The organism is Limimaricola hongkongensis DSM 17492 (assembly GCF_000600975.2).
Classification (GTDB): Bacteria; Pseudomonadota; Alphaproteobacteria; order Rhodobacterales; family Rhodobacteraceae; genus Limimaricola; species Limimaricola hongkongensis.
Map to the genome: position 1 here is coordinate 51931 of NZ_KK088652.1, position 15580 is coordinate 67510.

Annotated in this window: 14 protein-coding genes; 6 read left to right on the forward strand and 8 right to left on the reverse strand. The window is 69.4% G+C overall.

The features are described from left to right. Positions 1–44: 44 nt before the first annotated feature. Genes LOKHON_RS08485 through LOKHON_RS16130 form a run of 4 tightly spaced genes read right to left on the reverse strand, consistent with a single transcriptional unit; the run spans position 45 to position 4086 of the window. Positions 45–1352 carry an HlyC/CorC family transporter gene (locus tag LOKHON_RS08485; protein ID WP_017928788.1) on the reverse strand — a complete coding sequence of 436 codons (1308 nt, stop codon included), beginning with the start codon at positions 1350–1352 and terminating at the stop codon, positions 45–47. A gap of 57 nt (positions 1353–1409) precedes the next feature. Further along, the gene (locus tag LOKHON_RS08490) at positions 1410–2363 is read right to left on the reverse strand and encodes a site-specific tyrosine recombinase XerD (RefSeq protein WP_017928787.1); all 954 of its coding nucleotides are present in this window, start codon (positions 2361–2363) and stop codon (positions 1410–1412) included. Next, positions 2360–3919: a hypothetical protein gene (locus LOKHON_RS08495; protein ID WP_017928786.1), complete on the reverse strand. Its 1560-nt coding sequence runs from the start codon at positions 3917–3919 to the stop codon at positions 2360–2362. The genes LOKHON_RS08490 and LOKHON_RS08495 overlap by 4 nt, the downstream gene beginning before the upstream one ends. After that, a complete protein-coding gene (locus LOKHON_RS16130) occupies positions 3916–4086 on the reverse strand; it encodes a hypothetical protein (protein WP_162561774.1) in 171 nt (56 codons plus the stop codon). Before LOKHON_RS16130 ends, LOKHON_RS08495 begins: the two co-directional genes overlap by 4 nt. Positions 4087–4239: 153 nt before the next feature. On the opposite strand from LOKHON_RS16130, the gene LOKHON_RS08500 reads away from it, so the two are divergent. The 3 genes from LOKHON_RS08500 to LOKHON_RS08510 all read left to right on the forward strand — a co-directional run bounded on the left by LOKHON_RS08500 (position 4240) and on the right by LOKHON_RS08510 (position 6768). Then, complete coding sequence (locus LOKHON_RS08500; RefSeq protein ID WP_081610595.1) at positions 4240–4824, forward strand: shikimate kinase; 585 nt, start codon at positions 4240–4242, stop codon at positions 4822–4824. After that, entirely contained in the window at positions 4821–5963 is a 1143-nt protein-coding gene (aroB, locus tag LOKHON_RS08505; protein ID WP_017928783.1) for a 3-dehydroquinate synthase, read from the forward strand. Before LOKHON_RS08500 ends, aroB begins: the two co-directional genes overlap by 4 nt. 199 nt (positions 5964–6162) lie before the next feature. Further along, positions 6163–6768 (forward strand): outer membrane protein, encoded by a 606-nt coding sequence (locus LOKHON_RS08510; RefSeq protein ID WP_017928782.1) that lies wholly within the window; start codon positions 6163–6165, stop codon positions 6766–6768. A 55-nt stretch (positions 6769–6823) separates the two neighbouring features. On the opposite strand, the gene LOKHON_RS08515 is transcribed toward LOKHON_RS08510, so the two are convergent. Continuing rightward, positions 6824–8041 carry a pyridoxal phosphate-dependent aminotransferase gene (locus tag LOKHON_RS08515; RefSeq protein WP_033315581.1) on the reverse strand — a complete coding sequence of 406 codons (1218 nt, stop codon included), beginning with the start codon at positions 8039–8041 and terminating at the stop codon, positions 6824–6826. 211 nt (positions 8042–8252) lie between these two features. Between LOKHON_RS08515 and cysS the strand changes: the two genes are divergently transcribed. Genes cysS through LOKHON_RS08530 form a run of 3 tightly spaced genes read left to right on the forward strand, consistent with a single transcriptional unit; the run spans position 8253 to position 12146 of the window. Next, positions 8253–9707: a cysteine--tRNA ligase gene (cysS, locus tag LOKHON_RS08520; RefSeq protein WP_017928780.1), complete on the forward strand. Its 1455-nt coding sequence runs from the start codon at positions 8253–8255 to the stop codon at positions 9705–9707. After that, complete coding sequence (gene cimA, locus LOKHON_RS08525; protein WP_017928779.1) at positions 9704–11332, forward strand: citramalate synthase; 1629 nt, start codon at positions 9704–9706, stop codon at positions 11330–11332. The genes cysS and cimA overlap by 4 nt, the downstream gene beginning before the upstream one ends. Positions 11333–11375: 43 nt before the next feature. Beyond that, positions 11376–12146, forward strand: a complete 771-nt coding sequence (locus LOKHON_RS08530) for a squalene/phytoene synthase family protein (protein ID WP_017928778.1) — start codon at positions 11376–11378, stop codon at positions 12144–12146. On the opposite strand, the gene LOKHON_RS08535 is transcribed toward LOKHON_RS08530, so the two are convergent. The 3 genes from LOKHON_RS08535 to cobA are packed head-to-tail and all read right to left on the reverse strand — an operon-like array spanning position 12130 to position 15516. Beyond that, positions 12130–13362, reverse strand: a complete 1233-nt coding sequence (locus LOKHON_RS08535) for an MFS transporter (RefSeq protein ID WP_017928777.1) — start codon at positions 13360–13362, stop codon at positions 12130–12132. The two genes, LOKHON_RS08530 and LOKHON_RS08535, sit on opposite strands and share 17 nt — an antisense overlap. Positions 13363–13393: 31 nt before the next feature. After that, entirely contained in the window at positions 13394–14665 is a 1272-nt protein-coding gene (locus LOKHON_RS08540; protein ID WP_017928776.1) for a cobyrinic acid a,c-diamide synthase CobB, read from the reverse strand. Beyond that, positions 14665–15516, reverse strand: coding sequence for a uroporphyrinogen-III C-methyltransferase (gene cobA / locus LOKHON_RS08545; RefSeq protein ID WP_017928775.1), 852 nt, complete (start codon positions 15514–15516; stop codon positions 14665–14667). The genes LOKHON_RS08540 and cobA overlap by 1 nt, the downstream gene beginning before the upstream one ends. Between the last annotated feature and the right edge of the window lie 64 nt (positions 15517–15580).

The following is a 15580-nucleotide window of genomic DNA, read 5'->3' on the forward strand; positions in this document are numbered from 1 at the left end:
GCAGCAGGCCAGCCCGCACCCGCGGGCTGGCCTTTGGCTTGGGGTCAGACGGGTTCGAGCGGCCGGATCTTCAGCGTGGCGAGCCGGTTCTCCTCCTTGGCGATCACCTCGAAGCGGAATCCGTGAAAGCTGAACACCTGTCCTTCGGTCGGGATCATCTGCGCCTCGTGGATCACGAGGCCCGCGATGGTGTTGGCCTCCTCGTCGGGCAGGTTCCAGTCCTGCCGCCGGTTGAGATCGCGGATCGTCATGGAGCCGTCGATCACATAGGCGCCGTCCTCGGTCATCGCGATCGGCTCCTCGCGCTCTGCGTCGAATTCGTCGGAAATTTCGCCGACGATCTCTTCGAGGATGTCCTCGAGCGTGATCAGCCCGCGCAGCGCGCCGTATTCGTCCACCACCAGCGCGAAATGCGTGTGGCGGCGCAGGAACTGGCGCATCTGGTCGTCGAGCGTCGTCGTCTCGGGGATGAAATAGGGGGTCATCGCGACATCCATGATGTCGAAATTCTCCAGCTCGGCGGTGTCGACCGCGCCGTCGGCCATCATCTTGTGCATCGCGCGCAACAGGTCCTTGGCGTGCAGGATGCCGACGATGTTCTCGGGCTCGTCGCGGTAGAGCGGCAGCCGGGTGTGCGGGCTGTCGAGACACAGGGCGAGGATCTCGGTGGCGGGCAGGCCCGCGTCGATCATCGCGATGTTCGAGCGATGCAGCATCACCTCCTCGACCGTGCGGTCGCCCAGATCGAGCGCGCCGAGGATGCGGTCGCGGTCCTCGCGGTCGACCACGCCTTCTTCGTGGCCAAGCGAAAGCGCGCCCGCGATCTCCTCGCGCACCGCGAGGATGGCGGTGTCGGGGTCGGTGCGCACGCCAAACAGGCGCAGCAGCGCCCGCACCAGCACCTGCACCGCCGAGACCACGGGGGCGAAGATCAACACGACGATGCCGATCGGCCGGGCCACGGCGCTGGCCATCGTCTCGGCATTGGTGATGGCGTATGTCTTGGGCAGCACCTCGGCGAAGATCAGCACCAGAAGCGTCATCACCAGCGTTGCCGCCGCGACGCCGCTGTCGCCGAAGACGCGGGTGAGAAGGGCGGTCGCGAGCGAGGTGGCAAGGATGTTGACCACGTTGTTGCCAAGCAGCACCGAGCCGATAAGCCGCTCGTTGTCCTCCGTGACGTCGAGCGCCTGCGCCGCGCCCTTGGAGCCGCGATCGGCGGCGGCGCGCAGCTTGCCGCGCGAGGCGGCGGTGAGCGCGGTCTCCGAGCCCGAGAAAAAGGCCGAGGCCACCAGCAGGAGGAGGATCGCGATGCTGGTGATCCAGAAGGCGGCGTCTAGGGCGGTATCCATGGGGTCCTTCGCGAAATTGGCTGTTTGCCATGAGTTATGGGCCGGTGGCGTTCGGGTTCAACCCTCGCCGCGCGGGCGCTGGCGGGCCAGCGGGTGGTGATCATGCACGAGCGCGCTCAGTCGCTCGCTCTGCACATGGGTGTAGATCTCGGTCGTTGACAGGTCCGCATGGCCCAAAAGCGCCTGAATCGCCCGAAGATCGGCCCCACCCGCGAGCAGATGGCTCGCGAAGGCGTGGCGCAGAACGTGCGGCGTGACCTGATCGGGCGCGATGCCGGCGGCGACGGCCAGCTCCTTGACCATGACGAAAAAGCTCTGCCGGGTAAGATGGCCGTCGCGGCCCCGTGCCGGAAACAGGAATTTCGAACCGGGCTTACCGGCGGCGGTGGCGGCCGTCTCGGCGGCATCGCGCCGCGCCAGCCAGGCCGTGACGGCGGCGCGCGCAGGCCGCGACAGCGGCACCAGCCGCTCGCGCCCGCCCTTGCCGCGCACCAGCACCATTTCGGGATCGCCGCGCAGCGCCGCCACCGGCAGGCTCACCAGTTCGGACACCCGCAGCCCCGTGGCATAGAGCAGCTCCATCAGGCAGGTGGCGCGCAGCGGATCGCGCGGATGATCGCGCGCGGCCAGAAGCAGCGCCTCGACCTCCTCGCGCGACAGCGTGCCGGGCAGGCGGCGCTTGCGGCCCGGCCCCTTGAGTCGGATCGCCGGATTGTCCTCGCGCCAGCCCTCCTCGAAGGCGAAACGATAAAGCTGCCGGATCGAGGAGAGCCGCCGGGCCCGTGTTGCCGCCGACAGGCCCTCGGCCTCGCAGGAGACGAGGTAATCCTCGACCATCCGCTGCGTCGCGCCGGCGAAATGTGCATCGCGGTAGGCGAGCCAGCCGGAGAAATCCGACAGGTCGCGCCCATAGGCCAAAAGCGTGTTGCGCGCGGCGTCGAGTTCGGCGGCCTGCGCCTCCAGAAAGGCCGAGATCCAGTGCGACATCGGCAATTCCGCGGGATCGCTCATGCAGGGTATTCCAGAAGCAGGAGTTGCAGGGCGGCCCGGCGGGCCGGATCCTCGAGCCCGACCGCGCGCAGCGTGGCGAGCCCTTCGGCCAGCGCGCCGGTATCGCCCGCGCGGCCCTCGTCGATCAGCGAGATGGCGCGCAGGATCACCTCGCCGGTGCGACCCTCATCGATCATCCGTGCCAGCGTCTCGGAGGGCGCCTGGTCGGTGAAGCCACGCAGGAGCGCCAGCGGGATCGGATCCTCGGGCGGGCTGTTGGGGCGCGCGTCGTCCGGCATGCCGCGCGCCAGCGCCACGAGCAGGGCGTCGCGCGCATCGCGCGGCGTGTGCTTCAATGCCACCGCCTCGTAATCGGGGCCGAGCAGGCCGATTTCAAAGACGATTCCGGCGACGTCCTCGCCGAGTGACATCTCGGCGATCTGTGACGCGTATTGCTGTGCGAACGGCGTGCCGAGGCGGACCTCGCGCATTGCCTCCCAGACGCCGGGCAGCGCTTCGGCGACGGCGGCCGCATCGCCCGCGCGCAGCGCGGTGTCGAAGCTCTGCACCGCGCTGGCGCGATCCCACAGCCCACCGGAGGCGGCGGGCACCCGGTCGGTATAGATGCCGAACAGCTGCGCGGGCTCGATCGCGCCGTGCCGGGCCAGCCGTTCCGCCGCCTCGATCTGGGCGCGCCATGCCTTGGTCCGGCGCAGGTTGGCATGGCTGAAGGCGCGCGGCAGGGCGGCGGCGGGCTTGGCCTCGCCCACCGCTTCGAGCAGGCGGTAGACCAGCGGCGACAGCGGTTCGGGCGTTTCGAGCGGCGGCTCGCCTTCGTAGAGATCGGGGTCGAGAAAGCGCGACAGCATCGCGTCTTCGGCGTCGGTCACGTCGCCCAGAGCGCGCGCCGAGTTCAGCGTCAGCGCCGCCGCCTGCCAGTCGCCCCCCCGTGCGAGGCAGAAGATCCGCGCGGGAAGGGTGGGGGCGATGGTCGGCTTGTCGCGCATCGCGTGGCAGGCGCGCGTCTCCTCCCCGGTGAGCAGCGCGGTGTCGAACCAGCGGCGGAACCGCTCGGGGTCGTCCGGCCCGGCCTCGATCAGCATCTCGGCCGCGGGTTCCAGTGCGCCCATCTGCAACAAACGGTCGATCCGGGCAAGAAACAGAGACCCCTGCGCGTCGGCATCGGCGGGCGGATCGGCCTCGGCCACCATCAGCAGCCGCGTGAGCTGTTCGATGGCGGGCAGGGTATCGAATTTCTGCGCCGCGATAAGCGCGGCCAAGGTGTCCTGCGCGCTGGAGGACCACAGCCCGCGCGGCAGGCCCGAAAGACGGGGCGAGATCAGGCCCACCGCATCCGGTGAGCCCGCGTCGAGCGGTTTCACGGACACCTGCGGCGCCGCGGCGCTTTCGGCCACCGGCGGTTCTTTGGCGGTGGCGGGCGGAGCGGCGGGCGACGCCGGCGTCACCGAGCGCGACAGCCAGTCGATGGCCGAAAGCGGCTCCCCGCCGGTCCCGGCCTCCTGCGCCGCGAGGGGCTGGCCCAGCGCGAGCGCGAGGACGAGGCCCGCGCGTTTCACTGCCCGATCTCGAGGGTGACGGGCTTCACCACCTCCGAGGCGGGGGCCGCGAAATCGGCCGGGAACAGCATCGGTCCCACATAGGCATAGGCCAGCAGGCCCAGCGCCGCCAGCACCACGAGGATCAGCGCCGCCTTCACCAGCGCCCAGATCAATCGTCTCAACATCCCGCTCGTCCTCTTGCCCCGGTCCTCGGGCGGCCGTGCGCCGCCTCTTTCGAGCGATTCATAACTGGTCTTTCGGCCGAGATCACGTCATTCAGGGCAGGAATTTGCGACCGCCCGCCTGACGGGCGTTGACTGTGGCGTGATGGGGGCGTGATGGGAGCCGGCAAAGCGCGGAAGACAGGGCAGGGCTGCGTGGCGCGGTTGCGCCGCCCGGTGGTCCTGGTGGGCATGATGGGGTCGGGCAAGACCGCGATCGGCAAAGCGCTGTCCGCGCGGCTCGGCTGCGGTTTCGTCGACAGCGACGCGGCGATCGAAGAAGCCGCCAAGTGCACCATTGCAGAGATTTTCGCGCGCGATGGCGAGGCGTTCTTCCGCGCCCGCGAAAGCGAGGTGCTGGCCCGGCTGCTGGAGGCGGGGCCGCGCGTGGTCTCGACCGGCGGTGGCGCCTTTCTTGCGCCGCGCAACCGCGCGGTCATCGCCGAACATGGCGCGGCATTCTGGCTCGACGCCGATCTCGACCTGCTGTGGGAGCGGGTGCGCCACAAATCCACCCGGCCGCTGCTGCGCACCCCCGATCCGCGCGGCACTTTGGCGCGGCTGCTCGAAGAGCGCCGCCCCCTCTATGCCGAGGCGCCGCTGCGCCTGACCGCCCGCCCGGGCGATTCGATCGAGGCCACGACGGCCCGCGTGATCGAAACGCTCGCGGCGCGGCCCGACATCCTGGAGATTTCCGAATGACCGTTTCCCCCAGTACCGCCGCGTCCCCCGCAACCGCCGAGGTCCGGGTCGACCTGCCGGGCCGGGCCTATGGCATCCATGTGGGCTCCGGTCTCGTGGCGCAGGCCGGGCGCTGGCTGAAGCCGCATCTGAACCGCAAGCGCGTGGCGATCATCACCGACGAAACGGTGGCGGCGGCGCATCTGGGGGCGCTCGAGGCCGGGCTCGCGGTCGAAGGCATCGATTCGGTCAGCCTCGCCCTGCCGCCGGGCGAGGCGACCAAGTCGTGGGAAGGCCTTTCGCGCGCCACCGAATGGCTGATCGAGGAAAAGGTCGAGCGCGGCGACCTGGTGGTCGCCTTCGGCGGCGGCGTGATCGGCGACCTCGCGGGCTTTGCCGCCGCCATCGCGCGGCGCGGCATCCGCTTCGCGCAGATCCCCACCACGCTCCTGGCGCAGGTCGACAGCTCGGTCGGCGGCAAGACCGGCATCAACACCGCGCAGGGCAAGAACCTCGCCGGGGCCTTTCACCAGCCCGCGATCGTGCTGGCCGACATCTCGCTGCTCGACAGCCTGCCCGAGCGCGAGCTGCTCTCGGGTTATGGCGAGGTGATGAAATACGGGCTTCTGGGCGATGCCGCCTTCTTCGAATGGCTGGAGACCAACGGCCCGCGCCTGCGCGACGGCGATGCCGCGGCCCGGCGCGAGGCGGTGCGCCGCTCCTGCGAGATGAAGGCGGAGATCGTCATGCGCGACGAAACCGAGCAGGGCGACCGGGCGCTGCTCAATCTCGGCCATACCTTCTGTCACGCGCTGGAGGCGGCGACGGGGTATTCAGACCGGCTGCGCCACGGCGAGGGCGTGGCGATCGGCTGCGCGCTGGCCTTCGACCTCTCGGCCCGGCTCGGCCTGTGCTCGCAAGAAGAGCCGTCGCGGATCAGGGCGCATCTGGCCGAGATGGGCCTGCGGGCCGACCTGACCAACATTCCCGGCGACCTGCCCCCCGCCGAGTCGCTGCTCGGGCTGATGGCGCATGACAAGAAGGTGCGCGAGGGCCGCCTGCGATTCGTGCTGGCACGCGGCATCGGGCGCGCCTTTGTCACGTCCGATGTGCCATCCGAAATGGTGGTGAGGATTTTGAGAGACAGCGCCGCGGGCTGATCGGCGGAACCAAGCCGAGCGCGTCGGCAGGCTCCTGCTCGTCTGCTGCGACTGCCCTGTGCGTTTTTCTGCAAGTGCATTGAACCTTCTGAGCGGTCAGGTGTTGGATGCGCGAACAGACCGGGGCAACCCGGTGGTTCGTTCCGGGCACGCCCTCCCTCAACTCGGGTGTCCGGACATTGAAGGAACAGGAGCTACAATGAAATTCTCGACTTCGACTCTCGCCCTCGCCCTTGGCGTTGTCGCTGCCCCCGCTCTCGCCGGTGGTCTCGCCGAGCCCGTCGCTGACCCCGTCGCCCCCGCCGCGCCGGTCGCCGTCGCCCCCGCCGCGCCCGTCTCCGACTGGACCGGTGCCTATGTCGGTGCACAGCTCGGCTACGGCCAGGCCGAAGCCAGCGATGACAGCTTCGACGAAGACGGCGCCGTCTACGGTGCACAGGTCGGTTACAACTACGACTTCGGTCGCTTCGTCCTGGGTGGCGAGCTCGACTATGTCGGCACCGAGATCGACAGCGACGCCAACGAGATCGACGGTGTCGCCCGCGCCAAGCTGCGCGCCGGCTACGACGCTGGCGCCTTCCTGCCCTACGTGACCGCCGGTTATGCCAGCGCCTACACCGATGAAGAGATCGGCGGCGACGACCAGTTCGACGGCTACGTCTACGGTGCCGGCCTCGACTACAAGGTCACCGAGAACATCGTCGTCGGCGGCGAAGTGCTGCAGCACGAGTTCGAAGAGCTCGGCAACACCGACGTCGATCTCGACGCGACCACCGCCGCGATGCGCGTGTCCTACAAGTTCTGATCGCGCACCGGCCCGGTGGCGACACCGGGCCGGTCGTGAAGCGGAACAATGCCGCCTAGGCGGCGCCGGGGGGCGATATCGCCCCCCGTTTTCGTGCCAGCTTGGCGGCAAATGCCAGCAGTTCGGCCAGCGCCCGTTCCAGCCGGTCATCCGCGACGGTGAGCGCGACCCGCACATGTCCCGCCGCCGCCCGGCCGAAGCTTTCGCCGGGCATCACCGCGATCCCCTTCTCTTCAAGCAGCGCATCGGCAAAGACCTCGCCGTCGAGCCCGGTCGCGCGAATGTCGAGAAACGCGTACATCGCGCCCTGCATCGGCACCGCGCGCACCACGTCCTGCGCCGCGAGCAGCCGCGCCGCGATGTCACGCCGCCGCCGGAACGGCGCGGCCACCTCCGCTTCGAATCCCGGCCCCAACCGCAGCGCGTGCAACGCCGCGTCCTGCACGAAGCCGGGGATGCCATAGGTCATGTGCGTGGCGAGATCCTCGAGCGCGGCCACCGCCGCGCGCGGCCCCACGATCCAGCCGACCCGGCTTCCGGTCATCGCGTGTCCTTTCGACATCGAGCCGACCACCAGCGTCCGTTCGGCCATGCCGGGCAGGGCGCGCGGGCTGAGATGCGCGCCCTGCCAGACCTGACCCTCGTAGACCTCGTCAGAGATCAGCCAGATGTCGCGCCGCGCGCAGAGCGCCGCGATCTCCTCCAACGTGGCCCGGTCATAGACCGCGCCGGTCGGGTTGTTGGGGGTGTTGATCATCACCGACCCCACGCGCCCGTCAAAGCGGTCGATCGCGGCGTCGATATCGGTGCCGCGCGGCAGGAAGCCGTCTTCGGCCCGCGCCGCGACCGGCAGGGCCACGGCGCCGGCGCCGCGGATCGTGCCGGGATAGGTGGCATAATAGGGATCGATGTAGACCGCGCCGTCGCCCGTCTCGCAGGTTGCGTGATGCGCCATGAACAGCCCGGCCTGCCCGCCGGGCACCACCAGCACCTCTTCGGGCGCGGTCTCGACGCCGCTTTGCGCCGCAACGCGCGCCGCGATCTCCGCGCGCAGCTCCGGGATGCCCGGTACGGCGGCATAGCCGGTATGGCCGCCGCGCGCCGCGCGGTCCATCGCGTCGAGAATGCGCGGGTCGGTGCGAATGTCGTGTTCGCCGATGGTCAATTCGATGACGGGGCGGCCTTGGGCGATCATGCGGCGGGCCTTGCGGAACAGGTCCCAGCCATCCGAGCCGCCGCCGGTGATATGCGTGATGCGGTGCGAAACTGTCATGTCGCCCAGAAGGCCGGGGGCGGGCGTCGCTGTCAATCGTCCGAGACGCTGGACGCGGGCGGGCGCGGCTGCTAGATCGCCTGACATGAGAAGCACGAGCATCATCATCGGCTGCATCATTTCCTGCTGACTTGCGTCACGCGGGCCGCTCTCACGTTTCCCCGATGGAACACAGGATCAGCCCGCCGGCGTCACCGCCTGCGAGGCCCACATGACGACGATCCGCCTGCATGACACCAAGACCCGCCGCAAGGTGGAGTTCGCGCCGATCGACCCCAAGGACGTGCGGCTCTATGTCTGCGGCCCGACGGTCTATGACCGGGCGCATCTGGGCAATGCCCGCCCCGTGCTGGTGTTCGACCTGCTCTATCGGTTGCTGCGCGAGGTGCATGGTGCCGCGCACGTCACCTATGCGCGCAACTTCACCGACGTCGACGACAAGATCAACGCCCGCGCCGCCCAGACCGGCCGCCCGATCCGCGAGATCACCGACGAGACGATCCTGTGGTACCATCAGGACATGGACGCGCTGGGCGCGCTGCGCCCCGACCACGAACCGCGCGCCACCGACTACATCGGCCAGATGGTCGCGATGATCGAACGGCTGGCGCTCGCGGGTCATGCCTATGCCGCCGAGGGCCACGTGATGTTCTCGGTGGCGAGCTACGCCGACTACGGCGCGCTGTCGGGCCGCGACGTCGAGGACATGATCGCCGGCGCCCGGGTCGAGGTCGCGCCCTACAAGCGCGACCCGATGGATTTCGTGCTGTGGAAACCCTCGGGCGAGGGCGAGCCCGGATGGGACGGCCCGGTGATCGAAGGCGAAAGCGTCGGCCATGGCCGCCCGGGCTGGCACATCGAATGCTCCGCCATGGCCTACCAGCTCTTCGGCGAAAGCTTCGACATCCATGGCGGCGGCATCGACCTGCAATTCCCGCACCATGAGAACGAGATCGCCCAATCCGCCTGCGCCCATCCTGAAGGCGATTTCGCCGGTATCTGGATGCATAACGAGATGCTGCAGGTCGAAGGCCGCAAGATGTCCAAGTCCTTGGGCAATTTCTTCACCGTGCGCGATCTGCTGGACCGGGGCATTGCGGGCGAGGTGATCCGCCTCGTCATGCTCGGCACGCATTACCGCAAGCCGATGGACTGGACCGAGGACAAGCGCGCCGAGGCCGAGGCGACGCTCGCCAAGTGGTACGGCATCCTGCACGCGCACGGCTTCACGGCCAAGATGGTCGAAGCGCTCAAACGCGCTGGCGACTGGACGGTCGACGAGGAATTCCTCGGGGTGCTCGCCAACGATCTCAACACGCCCGGCGCCATCGCCCGGATGCACGTGCTCGCCGGGGCCAAGACGCCGGCCAGGCTCGTGCCCTTCGCAAGCGCGCTCGAACTCATGGGGCTGATCGAGGATTGGGACGCGCTGGCCGATCTCGCCGGGGCCGATGCCGGGCCCGAGATCGCGCCCGAGGTGGACGCCGCCGTCAGCGCGCTTTTGGCCAAGCGGGCCGAGGCGCGCGCGGCCAAGGATTGGGCCGAGGCCGACCGCATCCGCGACATTCTCAACGCCGCGGGCGTGCAGGTCACCGACATGGGCGGGCAGGCCAGCTGGCAGCCGGGTCCGGGTTTCGATGCCACCAAGCTGGAGGGGAGCGCGTGACCGACAGGCTCTATCTCTACGACACCACGCTGCGCGACGGGCAGCAGACCCAAGGCGTCCAGTTTTCCACCCGCGAGAAGATCCAGATCGCCGAGGCGCTCGACGCGCTGGGCATCGACCAGATCGAGGGCGGCTGGCCCGGCGCCAACCCCACCGACAGCGAGTTCTTCGAGACACGGCCCGCCACCCGCGCCACCATCACCGCCTTTGGCATGACCAAGCGGGCCGGGCGTTCCGCCGGGAACGACGACGTGCTGGCCGCCGTGCTCAACGCCGGCACGCAGGCGGTCTGCATCGTCGGCAAGACGCATGATTTCCACGTCACCACCGCGCTGGGCATCACGCTCGGGGAAAACCTCGACAACATCCGCGATTCCATCGCCCATATCGTGGCGCAGGGCCGCGAGGCGCTGTTCGACGCCGAGCATTTCTTCGACGGCTGGAGGACCAACCCGGATTACGCGCTCGAGGCGATTCGCGCCGCGCATGACGCGGGCGCGCGCTGGATCGTGCTGTGCGACACCAATGGCGGCACGATGCCCGACGAAATCGCCGCCATCACCCGCGCCGTGATCGAGGCGGGCATCCCCGGCGACCGGCTCGGCATCCATTGCCACGACGACACCGGACAGGCGGTGGCCGGATCGCTCGCCGCCGTCGAGGCGGGCGCGCGCCAGATCCAGGGCACGCTGAACGGGCTGGGCGAGCGTTGCGGCAACGCCAACCTCACCACGCTGATCCCGACGCTGCTCCTGAAGGAGCCCTTTGCCAGCACGTTGAAAACCGGCGTGACGCTGGAGGCTCTTGCCGGGTTGCGTCACGCCTCGCGGCTGCTGGACGACATCCTGAACCGCGTGCCGTCGAAACAGGCGCCCTATGTCGGTGCCTCGGCCTTCGCGCACAAGGCGGGACTGCACGCCAGCGCCATCGCCAAGGATCCGTCGACCTACGAGCACATCGATCCTTCGGTGGTGGGCAACACCCGCATCGTGCCGATGTCGAACCAGGCCGGGCAGTCGAACCTGCGCGAACGACTGATGCGCGCGGGGATCGAGGTCGAAAAGAGCGACCCGGCGCTCGCGCGTATCCTCGACCGGATCAAGGAGCAGGAATCGCGCGGCTATTCCTATGACACGGCGCAGGCGAGCTTCGAATTGCTCGCGCTCGATGAACTCGGGCGGTTGCCGGATTTCTTCGAGGTCAAGCGCTACCGTGTCACCGTCGAACGCCGCCGCGACCGGCGTGGCCGCATGGTGTCGCTCTCCGAGGCGGTGGTGGTCGTGAAGATCGGCGGCGAACGGGTGATGAGCGTGTCCGAAAGCGCCGGGCCGGACGGCTCGGACCGCGGCCCGGTCAACGCGCTCAGCCGGGCGCTGGGCAAGGATCTCGGTCCCTACCAGTCGATCATCGACGACGTGCACCTCGTAGATTTCAAGGTGCGCATCACCGATGGCGGCACCGACGCCGTCACCCGCGTCATCATCGACAGCGAAGACGGGGAGGGCGCGCGTTGGTCCACGGTCGGCGTGTCGGCCAACATCGTCGATGCCAGTTTCGATGCGCTGATCGACGCCATTCGCTGGAAACTGGTGCGCGACCGTGCCGAACCGGTGGCCCGGGGGTGATGTCGGATTTGCGTATTTGGAGAATGGTGAAAGGGGGGTGCGCATGAGCGTCGAGGCTTGCGCCGGATTGGTCGAACGCGGCGATCCCGACCGCTTTCGCGCCGCCATGGCCGCGCCCGTGGCGGCGCGCGAAAAGCTGTTCCCGCTTTACGCCTTCAACCTCGAAGTGGCGCGCGCGCCCTTCGTGACCAAGGAGCCGATGATCGCGGAGATGCGCCTGCAATGGTGGCGCGACGTGGTCGAGGAAATCGTCGGCGGCGCGCCGGTGCGCGCCCACGAGGTCGCAGCACCCCTGGCGCAGGTCGTGCGCGAGGGCGGCCTGCCCGAAGCCGCGCTCGATGCGCTTGTCGCCGCGCGGCGCTGGGACATCTATGCCGATCCCTTCGAGGATCAGGCCGCGCTCGATGCGCATATCGACGCGACGGCGGGCGGGCTGATGTGGCTGTCGGCCAAGGCGCTTGGCGCGGCGGACGACGAAGAGACCGCGATCCGGCAGGCGGGGCTCGGCCATGGCGTGGCGCTGTGGCTGATGGCGATCCCGGCCTTCGAGGAGCGGGGCAAGCGTCCGCTCGTCGATGGCCGCGCGGAGGCGGTGCGGGAGTTTGCCAAGCGGGGCCTTGATGCGTTGCAGGCCGCGCGCCGGGCGCGGATATCGAAACCCGCCATCCCGGCGCTGCGCGCCGCGTGGCAGGCCGAAGGCGTGCTCAAGCGCGCGATCTCCACGCCGCGCCGCGTTGCCGACGGCACGCTCGCGCCCGGTCCCGCGGCGGCAAGCGGCGGGCTCGCGCTCCGGGCGGTTACGGGGCGCTGGTAACCCGCGCCCGGCGCAGCCGCAGCCAGACCAGTGACCCGCCCGCCAGTGCCAGAGCCGGGAACATCGCCGCGTTGACCGAAAGCCATCCCTGCGCGGGGAGGCCGCCGGAACAGTTCATCAACCCGCCTGAGGACAGCGAGGCCAGAGTCACGAAGCCGAACACCATCGTGTCGTTGAGACCCTGCACGATCCCGCGCTCTGCGGGCCGATGCTCGGCAGTCAGCATCGCCGTGGCGCCGATGAAGCCGAAATTCCACCCCAGCCCCAAGAAGATCAGGTCTGCGTAAAACAGCGGCAGCGTCGCGCCCGACAATCCGGTCAGCCCGGCGAGACCCAGAAACACCAGCCCCGCGCCCACGATGTTCGCCGCGCCAAAGCGCGCGATCAGGTGCCCGGTGAAAAAGGACGGGACGAACATCGCCAGCACATGCGCCGACACGATGTCGTTGGCATGGTGGTGGCCATGCCCCATGCCGACCACCGCCAGCGGTGCCGAGGTCATCACGAGGTTCATCAGGCCATAAGCCACCATGCCGCACAGGATCGCCACGAGGATGCCGGGCTCGCGCAGCAGGGCGCGGCGTGACCGGGCGGGTGTCGCCGCGGCCTTGGGGTCGGCAGGAGGAGCGACGGGCAGGTCGAGACCGAGAAACAGGAACAGGCCGCCGAGGTTGAGCGCCATCACGGCGAGATAACTGCCAAGAAATGGCACGGCAAAGGCGTCGAGCACCGCCTTGTTGAGCTGCGGCCCGATGATCGCGGCGCCAAGCCCGCCTGCCATCACCCAGGAGATCGCCTTGGGCCGAAAGCTGTCCGAGGCCGAATCGGCGGCGGCAAAACGGTAGAAACCCTGCGCCGACATGTAGATCCCGGTGACATAGGAGCCCAGGAGAAGGACCGCGAAGGAATCGATCAGCAGGCCAAGCGCCGCCAGCGCCGCGCCCAAGGCCCCGGCAAGGCCGCCAATCACGAAACCGGTACGGCGTCCGCGTCGCTGCATCAGCGGCGACAGCCAAGGCGCCGTGGTCATCGAGCCGAAGACGATGAGCGAAATCGGCAGGGTCGCGAGACATGGATTGGGCGACAGCTCGGCCCCGACGAGCCCGCCGATCACGAACAGGATCGGCATCTGCGCGCCAAGGATCGCCTGCGCGGCGACGAGAATGGCGGTGTTGCGCTTCGCGCGGTGATCGTCGGGAATAGGTGCGGATGTCATGCAAGACCGGTAGCGCCCCGGCGCGGCCCTGTCACGCCCGGTCGATGAGGTGCGCGAAAGAGCCGCAGACCCGGCCCGCCCTCAGGCCCATCTGCGGCAGCGCCGTGCCTTCGGCATCGCGGGCCATGAACAGGGCATCACCTTCGGCAAGGAGCGTTGTCGCGTAGTGGAATTCATGCGCGGCCCATGACCCGGCGAACGGACCCGCCGCTGCGGTCACGTGCCGGTAGCCCAAGTGCAGCTTGCGCGTCGCGAATGAGGTCGACAGGCGCAGCAGCCCGGCCATGGGATAGGAGACGCCACCCGCATCGACGAGGCGATCCCCGAGGATCATGTATCCGCCGCATTCCCCATATATATCCGATGATTGGGCAGATTTCCTCAGGCTTTGCATGAAGGTGCCCGCGGCCGCCAGCCGGCCCGCGTGAAGCTCTGGATAGCCGCCGGGCAGCAGCACCAGGTCCGCCTCGGGCACCGCCGCGTCGGCCAGCGGTGAAAAGGGGCGGATCTCGGCCCCCATGGCGCGCCAGTCCGTCAGCAGATGCGGGTAGGCAAAGGCAAAGGCCGCATCGCGCGCCAGCGCGATCCGCTGCGCCGGAGGCGGCACGCGCGGCCCGTCATGCGCGGGGCGCGGCGCCGCCGTTTCAGTGAGCGTCATGAGCGTGTCGAGGTCGAGATGTGTCTCGACCAGTCCCGCCGCCGCGTCGAGAAAGGCGTCGAGATCGGGTCGTTCGCTTGCCTGAACGAGGCCCAGGTGGCGCGAGGGGTGCGCCAGCGCTCCCGTCCGCGGCAGCGCGCCCAGCACCGGAACACCAAGCGGGGCCAGCGCGCGCCGCAGCATCGCCTCGTGCCGGGCCGAGCCGACCCGGTTCAGGATGACGCCGCCAATGCGGACCTTCGGGTCGAAATTCGCGAAACCGGTCACCAGCGGCGCCACCGACTGCGCCATGCGGCCCGCATCGACCACCAGCACCACCGGCAGGCCGAGCAGCCGCGCGAGATCCGCGCTCGCGCCGTGCCCGTCGGGTGGCGCGCCGTCGAACAGCCCCATCGCGCCTTCGACCACGAGTGTCTCGGACCCGGCGGCCAGAGCGCGCAGCCGCGCCGGGCCCATCGCCCAGGCGTCGAGATTGACGCAATCCGCGCCGCAGGCCGCTTCGTGAAAGCGCGGGTCGATGTAATCGGGCCCTGATTTCGCGCCGCGCACGGCCACACCGCGCCGCGACAGCGCGCGCAACAGCCCCAGCGTTACCGTCGTCTTGCCCGCGCCCGAGGACGGCGCAGCGATCAGCAGGCCGGGCATCAGCCCTGCTCGGCGGGCCGCCCGCGTTTCAACGGGTCGAGATCGCGCGGCGCCTCGCCCGCGAGCTGCCCCTGCCAGTCGAGCACCTGCCGCATCAGCGCGGCGCGACCGATGCAGATGATCGCGGGCGGCTCCAGCCGCGTCTGCGCGATATCCTCGGCCATCCGGTCGAGCCGGGTTTCCAGCACCTTCTGCGACGGCGTCGTGGCGCCCGCGACCACCGCCACCGGTTCCTCGCCCGGTCGCCCGGCAGCCAGCAGCGCGTCGGCGATGGCGCGTGCGTGCTTGATGCCCATGTAGATCACGATGACCTGGCTGCCGCGCGAGATCGCGGCCCAGTCGAGCGATGTGGGCGTCTCGCCGGATTGGTCATGGCCGGTCACGAAGGTCACCGACTGGTTCACGTCGCGATGCGTCACCGGGATGCCCGCATAGGCGAGACCGCCGATCCCGGCGCTGATGCCGGGAATGATCCGCACCCGCACGCCGTGCTGCACCAGCGTCTGCGCCTCTTCGCCGCCGCGCCCGAAGACGAAGGGATCGCCGCCCTTGAGCCGCAGCACGCGGCGGCCTGCGCGGGCCAGCTCGACCAGCCTGAGCGAGATGTCGCGCTGCTTCGAGGACGGCTTGCCGCCGCGCTTGCCGGCATAGATCTTCTCGGCCTCCGGCGCCCAGTCGAGAATGCGCTCATCGACCAGCGCGTCATAGACGATCACGTCGGCTTGGCGCAGCGCGTTGAGCGCGTGCAGCGTCAGCAGGCCGGGATCGCCGGGGCCCGCGCCGCAAAGCCAGACCCAGCCGGGTTCGAGAGCGGGCCAATGATGGGCGGGGAGGGAGATCGAGTCGGTCATGCAAGCGTTATTGCGCCACGCCCGGCGCGAGGAAACCCCCGGGCCGCGCTTTCCTCCCGGCCTG